The 18,774-nt window shown below is 62.4% G+C and carries 16 protein-coding genes and 1 pseudogene; 11 read left to right on the top strand and 6 right to left on the bottom strand.

Annotated elements, in window-relative coordinates; all coding sequences use genetic code 11:
- Positions 1–16 precede the first annotated feature (16 nt).
- Complete coding sequence (locus NKH36_RS15780; RefSeq protein ID WP_352959199.1) at positions 17–763, bottom strand: cytochrome c biogenesis CcdA family protein; 747 nt, start codon at positions 761–763, stop codon at positions 17–19.
- 174 nt (positions 764–937) lie between these two features.
- On the opposite strand from NKH36_RS15780, the gene NKH36_RS15775 reads away from it, so the two are divergent.
- From NKH36_RS15775 to rpmG, 8 genes and pseudogenes are all read left to right on the top strand, one after another.
- Positions 938–1,255: a COG4315 family predicted lipoprotein gene (locus NKH36_RS15775; protein WP_352959182.1), complete on the top strand. Its 318-nt coding sequence runs from the start codon at positions 938–940 to the stop codon at positions 1,253–1,255.
- A gap of 451 nt (positions 1,256–1,706) precedes the next feature.
- Positions 1,707–4,349: a type I DNA topoisomerase gene (gene topA / locus NKH36_RS15770; RefSeq protein WP_352963190.1), complete on the top strand. Its 2,643-nt coding sequence runs from the start codon at positions 1,707–1,709 to the stop codon at positions 4,347–4,349.
- A gap of 6 nt (positions 4,350–4,355) precedes the next feature.
- The gene (rnr, locus tag NKH36_RS15765) at positions 4,356–6,662 is read left to right on the top strand and encodes a ribonuclease R (protein ID WP_502912048.1); all 2,307 of its coding nucleotides are present in this window, start codon (positions 4,356–4,358) and stop codon (positions 6,660–6,662) included.
- Positions 6,662–7,114: a DUF983 domain-containing protein gene (locus NKH36_RS15760; protein WP_352959184.1), complete on the top strand. Its 453-nt coding sequence runs from the start codon at positions 6,662–6,664 to the stop codon at positions 7,112–7,114. Before rnr ends, NKH36_RS15760 begins: the two co-directional genes overlap by 1 nt.
- Before the next feature lie 73 nt (positions 7,115–7,187).
- The gene (locus NKH36_RS15755) at positions 7,188–7,922 is read left to right on the top strand and encodes an NUDIX hydrolase (protein WP_352959185.1); all 735 of its coding nucleotides are present in this window, start codon (positions 7,188–7,190) and stop codon (positions 7,920–7,922) included.
- A gap of 21 nt (positions 7,923–7,943) precedes the next feature.
- Complete coding sequence (locus tag NKH36_RS15750; RefSeq protein WP_352953619.1) at positions 7,944–9,119, top strand: MFS transporter; 1,176 nt, start codon at positions 7,944–7,946, stop codon at positions 9,117–9,119.
- Between the two features lie 103 nt (positions 9,120–9,222).
- Positions 9,223–9,678: pseudogene (locus NKH36_RS15745) on the top strand (YqfO family protein).
- A 481-nt stretch (positions 9,679–10,159) separates the two neighbouring features.
- Positions 10,160–10,327: a 50S ribosomal protein L33 gene (rpmG, locus tag NKH36_RS15740; protein ID WP_006201775.1), complete on the top strand. Its 168-nt coding sequence runs from the start codon at positions 10,160–10,162 to the stop codon at positions 10,325–10,327.
- Positions 10,328–10,715: 388 nt separating this feature from the next.
- Here the strand turns inward: rpmG and NKH36_RS15735 are convergent, their stop codons facing one another.
- Together NKH36_RS15735 and NKH36_RS15730 are read right to left on the bottom strand one after the other, a co-directional pair.
- The gene (locus NKH36_RS15735; protein ID WP_352959186.1) at positions 10,716–12,089 is read right to left on the bottom strand and encodes a PleD family two-component system response regulator; all 1,374 of its coding nucleotides are present in this window, start codon (positions 12,087–12,089) and stop codon (positions 10,716–10,718) included.
- 33 nt (positions 12,090–12,122) lie between these two features.
- A complete protein-coding gene (locus NKH36_RS15730) occupies positions 12,123–12,479 on the bottom strand; it encodes a response regulator (RefSeq protein WP_287247952.1) in 357 nt (118 codons plus the stop codon).
- A gap of 250 nt (positions 12,480–12,729) precedes the next feature.
- Here NKH36_RS15730 and NKH36_RS15725 point away from each other — a divergent pair, with 250 nt between their 5' ends.
- The gene (locus tag NKH36_RS15725) at positions 12,730–13,029 is read left to right on the top strand and encodes a DUF3572 domain-containing protein (RefSeq protein ID WP_352959187.1); all 300 of its coding nucleotides are present in this window, start codon (positions 12,730–12,732) and stop codon (positions 13,027–13,029) included.
- A gap of 24 nt (positions 13,030–13,053) precedes the next feature.
- Here NKH36_RS15725 and NKH36_RS15720 read toward each other — a convergent pair whose 3' ends face one another.
- Complete coding sequence (locus tag NKH36_RS15720) at positions 13,054–14,541, bottom strand: hypothetical protein (RefSeq protein WP_352959189.1); 1,488 nt, start codon at positions 14,539–14,541, stop codon at positions 13,054–13,056.
- Between the two features lie 293 nt (positions 14,542–14,834).
- Positions 14,835–15,410, bottom strand: coding sequence for a GNAT family N-acetyltransferase (locus NKH36_RS15715; RefSeq protein WP_352959190.1), 576 nt, complete (start codon positions 15,408–15,410; stop codon positions 14,835–14,837).
- Positions 15,411–15,478: 68 nt separating this feature from the next.
- Between NKH36_RS15715 and NKH36_RS15710 the strand changes: the two genes are divergently transcribed.
- Complete coding sequence (locus tag NKH36_RS15710) at positions 15,479–16,807, top strand: DNA polymerase IV (RefSeq protein ID WP_352959191.1); 1,329 nt, start codon at positions 15,479–15,481, stop codon at positions 16,805–16,807.
- Positions 16,808–16,979: 172 nt separating this feature from the next.
- Here the strand turns inward: NKH36_RS15710 and NKH36_RS15705 are convergent, their stop codons facing one another.
- Entirely contained in the window at positions 16,980–17,486 is a 507-nt protein-coding gene (locus NKH36_RS15705; RefSeq protein WP_352959192.1) for a hypothetical protein, read from the bottom strand.
- A gap of 182 nt (positions 17,487–17,668) precedes the next feature.
- Between NKH36_RS15705 and NKH36_RS15700 the strand changes: the two genes are divergently transcribed.
- Complete coding sequence (locus tag NKH36_RS15700) at positions 17,669–18,550, top strand: DMT family transporter (protein WP_352959193.1); 882 nt, start codon at positions 17,669–17,671, stop codon at positions 18,548–18,550.
- The last annotated feature ends 224 nt before the right edge of the window (positions 18,551–18,774 follow it).

Below are 18,774 nucleotides of genomic sequence, written 5' to 3'. Positions count from 1 at the left end.
TGGCGCGCAATGAAACTTACCCCAACTGCCCTAGCACAGGGAAATTCTCCAGCAACCAATAAGACATGGCCTGCACGCCGCCGGTCAGGAAAAAGACGCCGGCGACGACCAGCAGCGCGCCCATCGCCTTTTCGACACGGCCGAGATGGACGCGGAACTTCGAGAGAAAGCGCATGAAGGCGCCGGAAAACAGCGCCGCGATCAGGAACGGTATACCGAGGCCGAGCGAATAGGCGGCGAGCAGAGCCGCGCCCTCGCCCACCGTCTCGCGGCCGCCGGCCAGCGTCAGGATCGGTCCCAGCACCGGTCCGATGCAGGGTGTCCAGCCGAAGGCGAAGGCAAGTCCCATGACATAGGCGGCAACAACACTTGCCGGCTTGCCCTGCGACTGGAAGCGCGCCTCACGCGACAGCAGCGGGATGCGCAATATGCCGAGGAAGTTCAACCCCATCAGGATGATCAGCACGCCGGCGGCCATAGCCAACGGCTCCTGCCAGACGCGCAGCAGCCGGCCAATGGTCGAGGCGCCGGCGCCCAACGCCACGAAGACGGTCGAGAAGCCGAGAACGAAGGCAATCGAGGCATAGAGCAGTGCGCTGCGTGCGTCGGCCTTGGCCGTGACGCCGGCATTGCCGCGGAAATCATCGACCGACACGCCGGCCATGTAGCAGAGATAGGGCGGCACCAGCGGCAGCACGCAAGGCGACAGGAACGAGATCGCCCCCGCCCCAACCGCGCTGACATAGCCGATATCCAATGCCATTCCCGAGACTCCACCTGTATCGGCGCCGATATAGCGGCGCACGGACTTGTCCGCCAATCACCATTGCGTGGCAAGTTGCCGCCCTGCATCGAGGAAGAAACGACACGCCAAGCGCGTTGATGCAACGGGACCGCGACTTTCCGCGCGCTTCTCGATCCTATCAGGCAGAACCTCATGAAATCGATCACGGAAGCCGATGTCGGCGGCACCAAGATCTACACCGATGCCAACGGCATGACCCTTTATACCTACGACAAGGACGAGACGGGCAAGTCGAACTGCTACGACAAATGCGCCACCAATTGGCCGCCGCTAAAGGCTGAGGCCGACGCCAAGGCCGAGGGCGAATGGACGGTCGTCGAGCGGACCGACGGCACCAGGATGTGGGCCTATGAGGGCAAGCCGCTCTACACGTTCATCAAGGACAAGAAGGCCGGCGATGTGACCGGCGACGGCGTCGGCGGCGTCTGGCATATAGCCAAGGCCGACTAAGCCCGACCTGGATCCCCGCCTTGACCGGGCGGGAGAATCGTGGCTGCCGCGTATCCTGCAGGCCTTCCGGCGGCCAACTTCTGGTACTGTCCCGCTGGACATACGGGCCCCACTCGCGACGCCGGTCTCGCCCGCCGACAGAGCATCATACCGGACGTCTCTTCAGCTGGGGCTGGCGCATGATCGATCTTTCTCTTATATCCGCGGAAGAATTTGTCCCGTTCTCCCGGATTCATTGCCGGCTTGTCCAACGATAAGGCAGCCGCTCCCCTTATCTGGGATTGCGGATATCACATGACTCGCTCTTGGGTTGTGAACTCAATGCAGGACTGCATTTTGGGCGCTTCCCCTTGACCGGATGCAAAAGCGCGGCCATGTGAGCGACAATTATACGAGATTTCGTCGCGCGCAGCGGAATTCTTCTGCCGCACCACAGCTGATATGAGACCTCATGGACGTCGTCGTCGTCGAATCGCCGGCCAAAGCGAAGACAATCAACAAGTATCTTGGAAAGAACTATAAGGTCCTGGCCTCGTTCGGCCACGTCCGCGATCTGCCGGCCAAGGATGGCTCGGTGCGTCCGGACGAGGATTTTGCCATGTCCTGGGCTGTCGACACCGCCTCGAGCAAACGTCTTGCCGACATCGCCAAGGCGGTCAAGGACGCCGACGGCCTGATCCTCGCCACCGATCCGGATCGCGAGGGCGAAGCCATTTCCTGGCATGTTCTGGAGGTGCTGAAGCAGAAGCGCGCGCTGAAGGACAAGCCGGTCAGCCGCGTCGTCTTCAACGCCATCACCAAGTCGTCGGTGCTGGAAGCGATGGCCAATCCGCGCCAGATCGATGTGCCGCTGGTCGACGCCTATCTCGCTCGCCGCGCGCTCGACTATCTCGTCGGCTTCACGCTGTCGCCCGTGCTGTGGCGCAAGCTGCCCGGCGCCCGCTCCGCCGGCCGCGTCCAGTCGGTGGCACTGCGTCTCGTCTGCGACCGCGAATTGGAGATCGAGCGCTTCATCCGCGAGGAATACTGGCAGGTATCAGCTCTCCTCGGCACGCCTCGCAAGGAAAATTTCGAAGCGCGGCTGACCGCCTTCGACCGCAAGAAGCTGCAAAAGCTCGACATATCCAACAAGGCGCAGGCCGATAACATCAAGGCGATGCTCGAAGGCGCGACCTTCAAGGCGCTGTCGGTCGAAGCCAAGCCGACCAAGCGCAATCCAGGTCCGCCCTTCACCACCTCGACGCTGCAGCAGGCTGCCTCCTCGCGCCTCGGTTTTTCGGCCACCCGCACAATGCAGGTGGCGCAGCGGCTCTATGAAGGCATGGATATCGGCGGCGAGACCACCGGCCTGATCACCTATATGCGAACCGACGGCGTGCAGATGGCGCCCGAGGCGATATCAGCCGCGCGCGATGCGATTGCCAAGGAGTTCGGCCCCAAATACCTGCCCGAGAAGCCGCGCCAATACACGACCAAGGCCAAGAACGCCCAGGAGGCGCACGAAGCGATCCGCCCGACCGATTTTATGCGCACGCCCGCTTCGGTCAGGCAATATCTCGATGCCGACCAGGCACGGCTCTACGAGATAGTGTGGAAACGCGCCATCGCCAGCCAGATGCAGCCGGCCGAGATCGAGCGCACCACGGCCGAAATCGAGGCGGTCAACGGCGCCCGCACCGCGGAGCTCCGCGCCGTCGGTTCGGTCGTTCGCTTCGACGGCTTCATTGCCGCTTACACCGACCAGAAGGACGAGGATTCGGAAGACGAGGAAGACCGCCGTCTGCCCGAGATCCGTGCCGGCGAACAGCTCGACCGCGAGGCGATCAACGCCACCCAGCACACCACCGAACCGCCGCCGCGCTATTCGGAAGCCTCGCTGATCAAGAAGCTCGAAGAGCTCGGCATCGGCCGGCCGTCGACCTACACGGCGATCCTGAAGACGCTCGAGGACCGCGACTACGTCAGCATGGACAAGCGCAAGCTGTTGCCGCAGGCCAAGGGCCGGCTGTTGTCGGCCTTCCTCGAAAGCTTCTTCGAGCGCTATGTCGAATATGATTTCACCGCCTCGCTCGAGGAAAAACTCGACGAGATCTCGGACGGCAAGCTCGCCTGGAAGGATGTGCTGCGCGATTTCTGGAAGGATTTTTCGGGCGCCGTCGCCGACATCAAGGAGTTGCGGGTCACCGACGTGCTCGACGCGCTCAACGAGGAACTGGCGCCGCTGGTGTTTCCCGCGCGCGAGGACGGCTCAAATCCGCGCATCTGCCCGAAATGCGGCACCGGCAACCTGTCGCTGAAGCTCGGCAAGTTCGGCGCCTTCGTCGGCTGCTCGAATTATCCCGAATGCTCCTTCACCCGCCAGCTCGGCGACGCCGCCAACCCCAATGGCGAGAACGGCAATGGCGAGGACGGCACCAAGGTGCTGGGCAAGGACCCCTACACGGCGGAGGAAATCACCCTGCGCAGCGGTCGTTTCGGCCCCTATATCCAGCGCGGCGACGGCAAGGAAGCCAAGCGCTCCAGCCTGCCCAAGGGCTGGACAGTCGATTCGATCGACCACGAAAAGGCCCTTGCCTTGCTGTCGCTGCCGCGCGACGTCGGCAAGCATCCGGAATCCGGCAAGATGATCTCGGCCGGGCTGGGGCGCTACGGCCCGTTCGTTCTGCATGACGGCACCTACGCCAATCTCGACAGCATCGAGGACGTGTTCTCGATCGGTCTCAACCGCGCCGTGTCGGTCATCGCCGAGAAGCAGTTGAAGGGCCCGGGCGGCCGCAATGGCGGCACGCCCGCCGCCTTGAAGGAGCTTGGCGAGCATCCGGCGGGCGGCGGCAAGATCGTCGTGCGTGACGGCAAATACGGGCCTTATGTTAATTTCGGCAAGGTCAATGCGACGCTGCCGAAGGGCAAGGACCCGCAGTCGGTGACGATCGAGGACGCAGTGGCGCTGATTGCCGAGAAGGAAGCCAAGGGCGGCAACGCCGGCAGAAAGCCCTTCCGCAAAGCGGCCGCACCTGCCAAAAAGCCAGCGGCGGCCAAAAAGCCGGCGGCCCAAAAACCAGCGGCCAAGAAAGCGGCCAACAAAAAGGGATAGTGCATCGTGGCGCGCAGGGTATCCGGAAGAAGTCATGGCGATCTGCGCACCGCCGACACCAGGGCCAAGGTCAAAGACAATTACCGCCCGTCCCGCGACGAGATCCTGCGCTACATCGCCGAAAATCCGGATCGCTCAGGCAAACGCGACATCGCCAAAGCGTTTGCGCTGCGCGGCGAGGACCGTATCTGGCTGAAGGACATTTTGCGCGACTTGCAGGACGAGGCCCTGCTGACCAAGGAGCGCAAGCGGCTCGCCCGCGTCGGCGCCCTCGCCCATGTCGCCGTTCTCGATATCTTTGGCCGTGACGCGGACGGCGTGCTGCTGGCGCACCCAACCGAAGCCGTCGGCAACGGCGAGCCTCCTGTCATAGCGATCCGCGTGTCGCGCGGCGGCGGCGGCCCGACACCGGGCATCGGCGACCGCGTGCTGGCCAAGACCTTTCCAACCGATGACGCGACGGGCCCTGCCTATACCGGGCGGGTGATGAAGATCTTCGAGAAGCGCACCGAGGCCGTTCTCGGCGTCTTCCGCGTGCTGCAGGACGGCACGTTCCGCATCGAGCCTGTCGAAAGACGCCAGCCGGAGCTGATCGTCGACAAGGAATTCCAGAACGGCGCCAAGAACGGCGATCTGGTCGAGGTCGAGCCGGCGCGGGCCTCCCGCTACGGACTGCCCAGAGCCAAGGTGCTGGCGGTGCTCGGTTCGCTGACCAGCGAAAAAGCGGTCTCGATGATCGCCATCCACGCGCATGACATTCCGCATATTTTCCCGGCAGACGTCATTGCCGAGGCGGAGGCGGTCAAACCGGCGACGCTGGCCGGCCGCGAGGACTGGCGCGAACTGCCGCTGGTCACCATCGATCCGGCCGACGCCAAGGACCATGACGATGCGGTGTTCGCCATATCGGATCCGGACGAAAAGAACCCCGGCGGCGTGGTGGTTACCGTGGCGATTGCCGATGTCGCCGCTTATGTGCGCTATGGCACCGCGCTTGACCGCGAGGCGTTGAAGCGCGGCAACTCGGTCTATTTCCCGGACCGCGTCGTGCCGATGCTGCCGGAGCGCATCTCCAACGACCTTTGTTCGCTGCGCGAAGGCCAGGATCGCCCGGCGCTGGCGGTCCGCATGACCTTCTCGGCCGATGGCCGCAAGCTCAGGCATTCCTTCCACCGCATCATAATGAAATCGGCGGCGAAACTCGCCTATCCTCAGGCGCAAGACGCGATCGACGGCGCACCGGACGATAAAACCGGCCCGATCCTCGACACGGTGCTGAAGCCGCTGTGGGACGCCTACGCAGTCGTGAAGCGCGGTCGTGAGACGCGCCAGCCGCTCGAGCTTGAACTGCCGGAGCGGAAAATCCTGCTCAAGGAGGACGGCACCGTCGACCGGGTTGTCGTGCCGGAGCGGCTCGATGCGCACAAGCTGATCGAAGAATTCATGATCCAGGCCAACGTCGCGGCCGCCGAGACGCTGGAGGCGAAACGACAGGCGCTGGTCTACCGCATCCATGACGCGCCTTCGCTCGCCAAGCAGGAATCGCTGCGCGAGTTCCTGCAGACGCTTGGCCTGTCGCTGGCGCGCGGCGCGCAGATGCGGCCGAACCAATTCAACGGTATTCTGGACCGCGTCCGCGGCGCCGACCATGAGGGGCTGGTCAATGAGGTGGTGCTGCGCACGCAGATGCAGGCCGAATATTCGCCCAGCAACATCGGCCATTTCGGCCTCAATCTGAAGCGCTATGCGCATTTCACCTCGCCGATCCGCAGATATGCCGACCTGATCGTGCATCGCGGGCTGATTGCCGCGCTTGGCTTCGGTGCGGGCGGACTGACGCAGGATGAGGCGGAGCGGCTGGAAGAAGTTTCTGCGCTGATCTCAGCCACCGAGCGCCGCGCCATGGCTGCCGAGCGCGATACGGTCGACCGGCTGATCGCCGCCTATCTCGCCGAGCGTGTCGACGATCGTTTCGATGCGCGCATTTCGGGGGTCACCAAATCGGGACTATTTGTCCAATTGCCGCAGTATGGCGCAGATGGTTTCATCCCGGTGTCAAGTCTGGACGGCGATTACTACATATACGACGAAACTGCCCGATCGCTTTTCGGAGAACGCACCGGCAAGGGCTATCAGCTTGCCGACCGCGTCGAGGTTCGCCTGATCGAGGTGGCGCCTATGGCCGGCGCGATGCGTTTCGAGATGCTGACCGACCCAAAGCCGCTGCCCGGCTCCAAACGGTCGTTTCACAAGGCCAAGGGCCGTGCCCGTGCGTCGCAATCGCGTCCAGGCTCGCGCGGCAGGAGACGGTAATGCCAAGCGATTTGAAGATGAACCAACAGGTTTTCGGCGGCGAACATCACTCGGGCCGCATTGCCCGCCCGCTGTGGACGGCGATGAAGCGTGGCGCGCTTGGCCGCTGCCCGCATTGCGGCGAGGGAAAGCTGTTTCGCGCCTTCGTCAAGACCGTCGATAAATGCGATCATTGCGGCGAGAAGCTTCATCACCATCGCGCCGACGATCTGCCGGCCTATCTGGTGGTGGTCATCGTCGGCCACATCGTGCTCGGCGCCTTCATGGGCGTCGAAGCGACCTCCACTCTGTCTACCTGGCAGCACATCGCCATCTGGGTGCCGCTGACCATCCTCATGGCGGTGGTCTTGCTGCAGCCGGTCAAGGGCGCCGTCATCGGCCTGCAATGGGCGTTCTATATGCATGGCTTCGGCGGGGAAGAAGATCTGATCGAGTCGCATCCCGAGGCTTGAAACCGAGGCTGGCGCAAATCGGCATGGATGGACGCCACTTTCGCAACGGAGAAGATTCCGCTAGGTCGTGCGCATGGACGTTATGACCAAGGCGGACGTCGACAAGGTTGAGCGGATCGCGCTCGGCGCCAAGCCAATTCGGCCACGCGACGCCGCGACATTGATCCTGCTCGACCGCAAGGGCGACGAGTTCCTGGTACTGATGGGCCGGCGCCACGCCCGTCACGCCTTCATGCCGGGAAAATTCGTCTTTCCCGGTGGCCGTACCGATCCAGCCGACAGCCGAATTCCCGTTGCCACAGCGTTGCACCCTGAGGAACAGGCGAGGCTGACTGCCGGCGTCGGCCGCACCAGCCCGGCCCGCGCCCGCGCCATCGCGCTGTCGGCAATCCGCGAGACGTATGAGGAGGCCGGCCTGTTGATCGGTCGGAAAGGCACTTTTGCGACGAGCAGGCGCGATTGGCAGGGTTTTGCCAAGCACGGTGTAAGACCGTCGCTGGCGGAGCTGCGTTTCATCGCGCGTGCCATCACGCCGCCAAATCGGGTGCGGCGCTTCGATACGCGCTTCTTCAGCGCCTGGCGCGAAGATGTCGCCGTGGAGCTGCCGGACGGCAGTCCGACCAACGAGCTGGAGGAACTGGTCTGGCTGCCGCTCGCCAAAGCCAGGCAGGCCGATATTCCCGACATCACGAGGGCCGTCCTCGAGGAGCTGGAAAAGCGGCTCGTCGATGATCCGCTGCTGCGCCCCGGTGGTTCCGTGCCTTTCTACCGGCTCGTCGGCAATCGCTTCGTCCGCGAAATTCTGTAGAGCATAGAGCATTCACATCCCATGACAGTCGATACCCAGCAAGAGGTCGAGGAACGCGTACATTGGCTGCCGATGATCGCGGCGATCTCGTCGATCAGCGTCGTCGGCATCGCCATCGGCCTCGGCATGCCGCTGCTCAGCGTCATCCTCGAAACGCGCGGCCATTCGGCGTCGATGATCGGCTTCAACACCGCTGTCGCCGGTCTCGCCTCGATCGTCGGCGCACCGCTCGCCACCCCGCTCGCGATGCGGTTCGGCGTCGCCAGGACGATGCTCGCCATGATCGCCACGGGAGTGCTGGCCTTTGTCGGCTTCCATTTCGCGCCGGACTTCTGGATGTGGTTTCCGCTGCGCGTCCTGCTGCACATCGCGCTGACCGTGCTGTTCATCCTGTCGGAATTCTGGATCAGCACATCGGCGCCGCCGCACCGGCGCGGCCTCGTCCTCGGCATCTACGCCACCGTGCTGTCGCTCGGCTTTGCCGCCGGGCCGTGGCTTTTTGCCCACCTCGGCAGCACCGGCTTCCTGCCCTTCGGCGTCATCATGGCACTGGTGACGCTAGCCGCCATTCCAGTTCTGGCGGCACGCAACGAGAGCCCGACGATCGTCTCCAATGGCGAAACCAGCAACTTCCTTCGCTACATCTGGTTGGTGCCGACGGCGACCGCCGCGGTGCTGGTATTCGGCGCGGTCGAGACCGGCGGCTTTGCGCTGTTCCCCGTTTATGGCAACCGCATCGGCTACTCCGAGGCCGATGCCGCCCTGCTGCTCACCATGATCGGACTCGGCAACGTGCTGTTGCAGATCCCGCTCGGCATGATCAGCGACCGTGTCAGCGACCGCCGCTATCTGCTTCTGGCTTGCGCAACCATCGGCCTTGCCGGCACCATCTTCATGCCGCACTTCGCGCAGAATTGGCATCTGATGGCGGCGCTTCTGTTCGTCTGGGGCGGGGTGGTCGCGGCCATGTACACGATCGGCCTGGCCCATCTCGGCTCGCAGCTGTCCGGCCACGACCTGGCTTCGGCCAACGCTGCCTTCGTGCTCTGCTACGGTGTCGGCATGGTGCTCGGCCCGCAGGCGATCGGCATCGGCATGGACCTTTTCGGACCCTCGGGCTTTGGCTGGGCGCTCGGCATGTTCTTCGCCTTCTATATCGCGCTAGTCGGCGCCAGGCTCGTCCGAAAAATCCTGTAGAAAGACCCGATCGATGCCTCGCAGCGTGAGGCTGCTGACATAACCGTGTCAGCAGCACCTGGGTAGATTGTCAGCAACAAGCCACGAATTTGAGGATGCCACCATGATCGACTCCGGGTTCGAAACAAAATCGGTGCGGATGGAATTGCTGCTGCTGGTGACCTTTCAGACACCGGTCGGCGATGTCGACCGCATCATGGAAGCGGTGGTTGCGATCGCCCCGCTGACCATGGGCAAATACGACAGCAATGCCTACCAGTCGGCGCATGGCATCGAGCGCTACCGGCCGCTCGAAGGCGCGGCCGCCGGCGCCGAGACGGAATTGCGCAGGCGGCAGGGTACGGTGGAAGTGTCGTTTGAGCTGCCCGACGACCAGGCGCTGGCGGCCCGCATTGTCGAAGCGATATTCCAGGCCCACAGCTAACAGGAGCCGGTGATCCGCATCCAGCCGATCCTTGCCAGCCGTTCCAAGGGGTTGGACGACCGCTCCAACCCGAACCGCTGGTGGAACACCACGGGAGACTGGAAGAAGGTAGCTACAGTTAAGGAAGATGCATAATCAGGAACACTGCTGGGTGCCGGCTGGATTTGATAACTGGCCACGGCTTGCGCAAGCAATTGCTTCAGGTTTCCGCTGCCCCTCATCGCCCTGCCGGGGCACTTCTCCCCGTATAGTGACGGGGAGAAGAACGCGTTCGCAAAGGACTTCGCCAATCTCCAGCGTTGCAGAAAGGGAGCCGAGGCCGTGGGCAAGCCCCTTCTCCCCGTCACTATACGGGGAGAAGGTGCCGGCAGGCGGATGAGGGGCAGCACCGGCATCGACAAATGGCCGGTCGTTCGCTGCAATAAAACAGGACAACTCACGTGCTACCTAATCCGGACAACTCATCTGCTTACGACAGAGCCCGTCTCACGGGGTGGCCGCCTCACGGGGTTGACTTTCCGGGCGCGTTCTTTATGTGTCGCGTCAAGTTTCCCGCGTCCGGGTGTTTCCCCGTGCTCCAGCGGCCAAAACTCCACGAACATAACGGACTGATACAATGGCCAAAGCCGCAAACATCAAGATCAAGCTTCTGTCGACCGCCGACACCGGTTTCTTCTACGTGACCAGCAAGAACAGCCGCACCAAGACGGACAAGCTGTCGTTCCGCAAATACGATCCGGTCGCCAAGAAGCACGTCGAGTTCAAGGAAACCAAGATCAAGTAATCTGGTTTCCTGCTTTAAAGCCGAAACGCCGCCCCTGTGGGCGGCGTTTTCGTTTCAAGGCCTCGAAAAGTCGAAAATTTCCAATGCTTGGCGCAGAGTTTTGATGTTATTTTGAGAATGGGGGCCGGTCGGCGTTTGGCAGCGGTACGAGGAGGCCACTATGTGCCAGCGCCGGCCGGCCGACCCCACGGACCCAGGAGATGCGGCGGACCTGAATCATGGGGTATTCTTCGGATCGACCCGGCGATCTACCCTCGCGCCGGTCCCGTCATTGGTCTGCACATTTGCGCAACAGCCTGTGAAAATCAACAATTTCTTAACCAAGCCCGGCGAATCGCTTGCGTTAAGGTAAATTCGTAACCCTGTCGCACTGACTGGATAATCGGCCTTACGCCGCCTTGGCTACGACGCGGTTGCGGCCGGCGCTCTTGGCTTCGTAGAGCGCGAGGTCGGCGCGTTTCATCAGCCCGGCAACCGTATCCACGCCCTTCAGCACCGACGACACGCCGACGCTGACGGTAACCTCGATCGTCTTGCCGTCGTGACCGACGGCAAACGGCATAAGGGCGATTTCGGCGCGAATGCGCTCCGCGACCTTTTCGGCGACGGCGCCGTCCGTGTCCGGCATCACCACGACGAACTCCTCGCCACCGAAGCGGCAGGCGAGATCGATGCCACGCACATTCTTGCGCAGCCGCCGCGCGAATTCGCGCAGCACCTCGTCGCCGCCGTCATGGCCATGCGCGTCGTTGATGGTCTTGAAGCGGTCGAGATCGGTGATCATCATTGACAGCGGCCGCCGCCGCGCCACGGCACGGTCGAACAACGTCTGCAGATGGCTGTCGAGGTAACGGCGGTTGTGCAATCCCGTCAGGGCGTCGGTCACCGCCATCTCGATGGTCTGGGTGACGCTGGCGCGAAGCTGGTCGTTGTAGCGCTTGCGGCGCACTTGCGTGCGCAGCCGAGCGGTCAGCTCCTGCTGGTCGATCGGCCGCATCAGATAATCGTTGATGCCGAGCTCGAGGCCGCGGACGATGCGCCCCTCCTCACCCTGCTCCGCCAGAAGGATGATCGGCACGAAACGGGTACGATCGAGCGAACGCAGTTGCGAGCAGAGCCTGAGCGGATCGAAATCGGCAAAGGCCGTCGAGATCATCACGCATTCATAGGGCGTCTCGGCGGCCTGGAAGAAGCCGGCATGCGGATCGGTGGCGATGTCGAGGTCGGCGCTGCCGCGCAGCATTTTCTGGACGCGATCGAAGGAGGATTTGCGCTCGTCGATCAGCAGAACCTTCGGCGTGGTGTCTGAGGATGCGAAGTTGCGGCTCAAAAGCTCTTCGATGCCGATATTGCGCGTGGTCGAGGCGCGCAGGCGCAGCTCGTCGGTCAACGTTTTCAACCTGACCAGGCTTTTGACGCGCGTCATCAATTGCAGATCGTTGACCGGCTTGGTCAGAAAATCGTCGGCACCGGCCTCGAGGCCGCGCACGCGGTCCGAAACCTGGTCGAGCGCGGTGATCATGACGACGGGGATATGCGACGTCGCCGGGTCGCTCTTCAGCCGCCGGCAGACCTCGAACCCGTCCATATCAGGCATCATCACGTCGAGCAGAACGACATCGACCTTGCCGTTTTCGCAGGTCTCGATCGCGTCCAGCCCGTTGGTGGCGGTCAGCACCTCGAAATATTCGGCAAGCAGCCGGACCTCGAGCAGCCTCACATTGGCAGGGATGTCGTCGACGACGAGGATCCGTGCAGTCATCTTATAAAGCTCCGGCTCGGCTGGAAGAACGCATCAGGCGTCGCCCAGATAGGATTTGATGGTTTCGATGAAACGCGGCACCGAGATCGGCTTGGAAATATAGGCTTCGCAGCCACCCTGGCGGATGCGCTCCTCATCGCCCTTCATCGCGAATGCGGTGACGGCAATGACCGGTATGACATGGAGGTCATCGTCCTCCTTCAGCCATTTGGTCACCTCCAGCCCCGACACTTCGGGCAGTTGGATGTCCATCAAGATGAGGTCAGGCTTGTGCAGTCGCGCCAGGTCCAGCGCTTCCAGGCCGTTGCGTGTGCGTACCGTCTCGTAACCGCTCGCTTCGATGAGGTCGCGAAAGAGCTTCATGTTGAGCTCATTGTCCTCGACGATCATGACCTTCTTAGGCATCAAATTCCCGTCCCGGCCTGCCTTCCGCTCGAAGGTTGCCGTCATGCGCCTTCGCCGGTACGCACCAAACCCTGCTCGACCCTACGGCAATATAATTGACGAAACGGAAACCGGCTGCCGGAAAAGCTTCGGATTTCACCTCGGATACCGCATTGCAGAGCTAGATGGCTTGCCGCAGGCGACGCTTGCGATTACTGCCAGAAAGAGACTCATTCCACCGCGCATGAAGGTAGTGATGGCAAACGCAGCGTCAATGCGCGAGGAAGCGGAAACCATTGCCGTGAAAGCATTGGGCTTCGTCGCCGCCGATCCGGAACTTCTGCCCCGTTTCCTGGCGATCACCGGCATCGAGGCACATTCCATCCGCCAGGCCGCCGGCGAGCCGGGGTTCCTGGCCGGCGTGCTGCAGTTCATCCTCGCCCACGAGCCGACGCTCATGCGGTTCGCAGAGGAAACCGACACGCCGCCGGCTTCCATCGGCAAGGCGCTGCGGGCGCTGCCGCTCGGCGACGACGATCATGAGCATTCCATATGAGCGACGATCGGATCGCGAAAACGCCTACGGCGTCGTTTCTTCTTTGCTGCCGTCGCCTTCATCATTCGCAACCGGATCGGCCGGCTTCACCATGACACCATTGACTGTGACCGAACCGTCCGGCTTGCCGTTGACGACCCATTCGATGCGACCGTCCGGCAACATCTTGCCGAATCCCTTGATCGCAAGCGCCACCGGCACATATTGCGCGGCTTCCGGCTCCGACTTCGCCGCCGCCTGCAGGCTTTCCACAATTCTGTCATAGCCTGCGATATCGATCGTCACATTTGTCTCGGGCTTCAAGCCGGGGAACGTCATCTCGCCTTCCATCGCGATTTCCATGTCGCCGTTCTTCACCGTGCTGTGGCCGATGACAAATTTCGGCGTCTTGGCCATGAAATCAGCCTTGATCCGATCGCCAAAGTCGGCCGGCAGCGGCGGATTCTTATTGAGATCAAAGGCTTCGATCGCCTTTTTCGCCATGCTGTCGAGATCGATATTGGCGCCGCCGAAATTCAGATTGATGTCGGTGGGCAGCAGCGCCGTACCCCAGGCGGGCACAAGATTCGGAGGGATCGCCAATCCTGCGGCCCTGATCGTATAGTTGATTGCTCCGTTCTGGGCGATGCCGTCGGACCCGAAGCTGGTGCCCAGCTCCGCCGCACTGAAATGCCCGACCGGGCTTTCGACACTGATATCCTTGAGCGCGTAGCTTCCGTCGATCCGCTCCCACAGCGGCAGCGCGGCGAGCAAAAGCGATTTGAGCTGCGCCTGGTTGGCCTTCAGTTTGGCCTCGTCTTCATTGGCGACGGCAAATGCCAGCAGATCGAGAAACGGCTTTGTCCGCACGCCTTTGCCGGTCGCATTCACCGACAGGACTGGCGATTTGATCGTGAGCGGGAATTTCAACCCGCTTTTGGGGTCGTCAAAATCAAGCGCTTCGGCGAAATCGGCGACCGTCTGCGTCGCGGTGAAATCCACGCCGCCATTCGCAGCTTTGCTTGCGTTCATGGTGGCAGTACCGGCGCCGGTGCTCACCTCCGCGCGCTGCATGGTGTCCCGGGATTTCATCGTCATTCCGGCCATCGAGTGTGTGGCGCTGGTGAAAGCTGCCAGTTCGGGATCGTAGACGCCGGAAAACTTGCCGTTTGTAATCGAGAACTGCATGCTCTGCGGGCCCTCTGGCCCCTTGAACTCGAAGGACCCGCTTTGCGACACATCCGCCGAGACGCTCCATGTCCCGTTGCTGCTCGGCTTGACGAGCAATGCGTAGGGGCTGAAGTCGAGCTTGAAGGAATGCTGCGCCGCCAGCAGGTCCACGACAGGTTTGACGTCGACAGCGAGTTTGTAAGCGTCGCCTTCCACCGAAACCTTCAGGAGACTGCTCGCCTTACTGCCGATATAGCGGGACAGATTTTCAGAGAGCTGCTTCGCACCCTCGCTGTCAACGGTCTGGCCGAAGGCGGGCGCGCTGAGCGCGAGGACAAAGACGGCCGGCAGAACACGGTTCACGCAGAATCTCCGTTGCTATTCTTATGGTAGAAACTCCAGATGTAACCGTAAGCAGAAACGGGCAAGGTGCAATCCCTCCTGGGCGCTAGATTCCGGGGCACCAGCACCGACGATGCATCAGCCTATCGCCCCGGCAGAGCTCGCGTCATCGGAGCTTCAAATCGCCTTCTTCGGCGTGACGACGCAAGCGGCGCGGGCATTGAGCAGGCCCCAGCCGAAGACGGCATCCTTGCCCGGCGCGCCGAGATCTTCCGCCGACTTGCCGAGCGCGTCGTGAACGTCGGCTGCGGTGGCTAAAGCACCAATCGCATCAGCGGCCGGCCCGCTTTGCGCTCGACCAGCCTCTCGAAGCCGGCTTTCTCGAAGACCCGCGACGAGCCGACGAACAGCCCGATCGAACGCGAATCTTTCGACAGGTCGATCGGACATGCCTCGACCAGCCGCGCACCACTCTGGCGAGCGAACTCGATCCCGCCTTCGACCAGCCGGTGCGTCACGCCCCTGCCACGTGCCTTGACGCGGATGAAGAAGCAGGAAATCGCCCAGACGCCCGGATCCGTGGCGTCGGCGGGATCGACCGGCGCCGACCCCCTGCCCTTATTGTTCCATTCGGGCACGTCGGCGCGCGGGCCGATCTGCATCCAGCCGACCGCCTTGCCATCCTCGAACGCCAGCAGGCCCGGTGGTGGCCCGGCCTCGATCCGCGCCTTGATGTGGTCCTTATTGCGCTCCCGGTTGCTGGCGCGGCGTGCGGCCGGCGACAGCCGGAAATGTGTGCACCAGCAGCCGTAGCAGGCGCCTTGCTTACCGAAAAGATGTTCGAAATCAGCCCAAAGCTCAGGCACCAGCGGCGCTATGGTCGTATTCATGAGCTCTCTCCCGGCCCACCGCCTTGTCGTGGCGCCCGTCCTGACGTACCATTGCTTTTGTTCTCTTTATGTTCGCAGCGATGGCGGCTCCTGTCAACAATCCCGATCACGGTTTTTGCCGCGACTGCCTGACTTTCCAGCGCGGCGAGGCACGGCGCTGCGAACGCTGCGGCAGTCCACGACTTGCCCGCCATCCGGAGCTTTACCGGCTGCATCTCGCCCATATCGATTGCGACGCGTTTTACGCGGCGGTCGAAAAGCGCGACAACCCGGCGCTGAAGGACCGGCCGTTGATCATCGGCGGCGGCAAGCGCGGCGTCGTCTCCACCGCCTGCTACATCGCCCGCATCCATGGGGTGCGCTCGGCGATGCCAATGTTCAAGGCGCTCGAAGCCTGTCCGGAGGCGGTCGTCATCCCGCCCGACATGGAAAAATATGTACGCGTCGGCCGCGAGGTGCGCACTATGATGCAGGCGCTGACGCCGCTGGTCGAGCCGATCTCCATCGACGAAGCCTTTCTGGACCTTGCCGGCACCGAGCGCCTGCATGGCTTGCCGCCCGCGGTGGTGCTGGCGCGCTTCGCGCTCGGCGTGGAGAAAGAGATCGGCATCACCGTTTCATCAGGCCTGTCCTACTGCAAGTTCCTGGCCAAGGTGGCGTCGGATTTTCGCAAGCCACGCGGCTTTTCGGTGATCGGCGAGGCCGAGGCATCAGGCTTTCTGGCCGAGCAGCCGGTGACGCTGATCTGGGGCGTGGGAAAAGCTTTCGCCGCCACGCTTGAACGGGACGGCATCCGCATGATCGGCCAGTTGCAGCGCATGGAGCGCGGCGACCTGATGCGACGCTACGGCGTGATGGGCAACCGGCTCTACCATCTTTCACGCGGCGAGGATGACCGCCGCGTCCATCCCGACCAGGACGCAAAGAGCGTCTCGGCGGAGACCACCTTCGACACCGACATCGCCTCCCTGGATGAACTGGTTTCGGTGCTGAGAGCGCTGTCGGAAAAGGTCTCGGGGCGGCTGAAGAAATCCGGCATTGCCGGGCGCACCGTCGTGCTGAAGCTGAAGACCCAGGATTTCAAGACCCGCACGCGCAACCGCCAACTCGGCGACCCGACACGGCTGGCCGACCGCATTTTTTCGACCGGGCTCGAGCTGCTGCGCAAGGAAGCGGATGGCACAAGATACCGGCTGCTCGGCATCGGTGTCAGCGACCTCTCGAATGACGACAAGGCCGATCCGCCCGACCTCGTCGATATCCGGTCGCGCAAGCGCGCTATGGCCGAAGGCGCCATCGACACGCTGCGCGACAAGTTCGGCCGCAAGGCGGTGGAGACCGGCTACACCTTCGGCAAGGGCCGCAACACCCACCCGCCCGAGCCGATCGAGGACTAATGCATGTCGCCCAAAAGTGCGCAGCGGTTTTGGGACAACGACATGCACAAAAACAAGAACTTAAAGCGCGTCGCATGAACCCGTTCAGATGCGACGTGCTTTAAGCATGATTCAGAAAAAGTGGAATCCGGGTCGGAAAAGGTCATGCTCAAACAAAAAGATAGAGCGACCTTCAGATACGACGCAAATCGATCCGGCTGGTCATCACGCGCTCGCCGGTTTTCGGGTCAACGTCGATAACGGTCAGCCGCATGCCGTCCTCGCCATTCTTCTCGACGGTCATTTGCGCAGTGCGATCGCCGTTGACCTCCTTCGCCCAGCGGATGCCGAGATTGATGGCATTGCCCGAGCGCCTGCCGCTGAGCTGCGCCGGCCCGGTGCGGGATCCGACATAGGTGCCGGTGTACTTCGTCCCGCTGGACTTCAGATCGGCACTGATGGCGCGCGACACCACGACGAGACCGCGGCAGGTGCCGTCCAGCGACAATGAGCTCGACGTCGCGTCGGAATTGAAGCGGCAGGAGACGTTCACCGTCGGCGCCTCGGTGGTTACCTTGACGGTACCCTTGCCGGCGAAATTCCCCTCGAACGAGCGGAGAAAATCGGCTTCGTCGGCGCAAGCTGCGCCAGTTGCAGCCGCCAGGCAGCCGGCAACTACAAAACGTGCGAATGATTTCATTGGATCTCTCCCCGTTGATATCTGTATCACGACATTTCCAACGAACTGGCTGTTGGACGAACGCTCACCGTGACGGCAGGTTCCGCCTTCCACATGACCGTTTTGCAACACGTCGCTTCTGGCCCAGCCGAATGCGTCGACTAGTGGTTGCGGTGAAAGTCCCGGCTTGCGACATAGCGCGCATGGCACCCTCACCCTCGATCCCCAAGGCCGCGTTCTGGATGGCGCTGTCGATCGCATCGTTTCTGACGATGTCGGTCGCCGGCCGCGCCACGACGGCCGAGCTCAACGTATTCCAGGTGCTGGAGCTGCGCTCGGTGATCGGCCTTTTCATCCTCCTGCCGCTGGTGATGATGTCAGGCGGTTTTGCGGCGATGCGCACCAAACGCCCCTTGGCCCATATCGCCCGAAACGTCGTCCATTTTGTCGGCCAGGCGGCATGGCTCTATGCCTTGACGCTGATCCCGCTGGCCGTGCTGATCTCCATCGAATTCACGACGCCGATCTGGACGGCCATTCTGGCGGTCGGCTTTCTTGGTGAGAGACTAAGCCGACCAAGACTTGCGGCCATCGTGCTCGGGCTGATCGGCGTGATGATCATCGTCCGTCCAGGCGTCGGCTCCGTCGATCCAGGACATGTTGTCGTGCTGGGTGCCGCGGTCTGCTTCGGTATTTCCGTGGTCCTGGTCAAATCGCTGACGCGGACGGACAGCGTCGTGTCCATCATCTTCTGGATGCTGGTCATCCAGTCGGTGCTCGGCCTTATCCCGGCGCTCTACGAATGGCGCAACCCGCCGATCGAGCTGTGGCCGTGGATCCTGCTGATCGCCTTCACCGGCATGTCGTCGCATTTCTGCATGGCCCGCGCACTCGCCTATGCCGACGCGACCGTCATCTCGCCGATGGACTTTTTGCGCGTGCCGCTGTCGGCGCTGATCGGCTGGCTGCTCTACCACGAGCAGATCGATGCTTTCACCGCCGGCGGCGCCTTGCTGATCCTGCTGGGCAATCTGCTCAATCTGCAGAAAAAAGCGACCAAACCTGCGGAAGTGGCAGCGTCTTAGCATTTTGCAGCCAAACGTCTTCGTTTGGCGTCTGACAAAATGCATTGAAGCAAAAGAGCTAGAGCGGTTCCTCATTTGACGGAATCGAAGGGGATTCCGGATCAGTCGGTTTTGTGATTCAAGATGCTGGCTGGAGTGGAGGCCAGCATCTGATGACGCGACCTCTTTCGGATGATCTTCGCGAACGTGTTGTAGCGGCGGTTTTGGGTGGCGAGAGCCGCCGG

The organism is Mesorhizobium sp. M1312 (assembly GCF_040318115.1).
In the GTDB taxonomy this organism is placed as follows: Bacteria; Pseudomonadota; Alphaproteobacteria; order Rhizobiales; family Rhizobiaceae; genus Mesorhizobium.
This window is presented reverse-complemented; position numbering and strand designations above follow the sequence as displayed.

Excerpts from the sequence above, each read along its gene's own strand:
- NKH36_RS15780 (WP_352959199.1), bottom strand. The coding sequence starts at position 763 with ATGGCATTGGATATCGGCTATGTCAGCGCGGTTGGGGCGGGGGCGATC.
- NKH36_RS15775 (WP_352959182.1), top strand. The coding sequence starts at position 938 with ATGAAATCGATCACGGAAGCCGATGTCGGCGGCACCAAGATCTACACC.
- topA (WP_352963190.1), top strand. The coding sequence starts at position 1,707 with ATGGACGTCGTCGTCGTCGAATCGCCGGCCAAAGCGAAGACAATCAAC.
- NKH36_RS15760 (WP_352959184.1), top strand. The coding sequence starts at position 6,662 with ATGCCAAGCGATTTGAAGATGAACCAACAGGTTTTCGGCGGCGAACAT.
- NKH36_RS15755 (WP_352959185.1), top strand. The coding sequence starts at position 7,188 with ATGGACGTTATGACCAAGGCGGACGTCGACAAGGTTGAGCGGATCGCG.
- NKH36_RS15750 (WP_352953619.1), top strand. The coding sequence starts at position 7,944 with ATGACAGTCGATACCCAGCAAGAGGTCGAGGAACGCGTACATTGGCTG.
- rpmG (WP_006201775.1), top strand. The coding sequence starts at position 10,160 with ATGGCCAAAGCCGCAAACATCAAGATCAAGCTTCTGTCGACCGCCGAC.
- NKH36_RS15735 (WP_352959186.1), bottom strand. The coding sequence starts at position 12,089 with ATGACTGCACGGATCCTCGTCGTCGACGACATCCCTGCCAATGTGAGG.
- NKH36_RS15730 (WP_287247952.1), bottom strand. The coding sequence starts at position 12,479 with ATGATCGTCGAGGACAATGAGCTCAACATGAAGCTCTTTCGCGACCTC.
- NKH36_RS15725 (WP_352959187.1), top strand. The coding sequence starts at position 12,730 with ATGGCAAACGCAGCGTCAATGCGCGAGGAAGCGGAAACCATTGCCGTG.
- NKH36_RS15715 (WP_352959190.1), bottom strand. The coding sequence starts at position 15,410 with ATGAATACGACCATAGCGCCGCTGGTGCCTGAGCTTTGGGCTGATTTC.
- NKH36_RS15710 (WP_352959191.1), top strand. The coding sequence starts at position 15,479 with ATGTTCGCAGCGATGGCGGCTCCTGTCAACAATCCCGATCACGGTTTT.
- NKH36_RS15705 (WP_352959192.1), bottom strand. The coding sequence starts at position 17,486 with ATGAAATCATTCGCACGTTTTGTAGTTGCCGGCTGCCTGGCGGCTGCA.
- NKH36_RS15700 (WP_352959193.1), top strand. The coding sequence starts at position 17,669 with ATGGCACCCTCACCCTCGATCCCCAAGGCCGCGTTCTGGATGGCGCTG.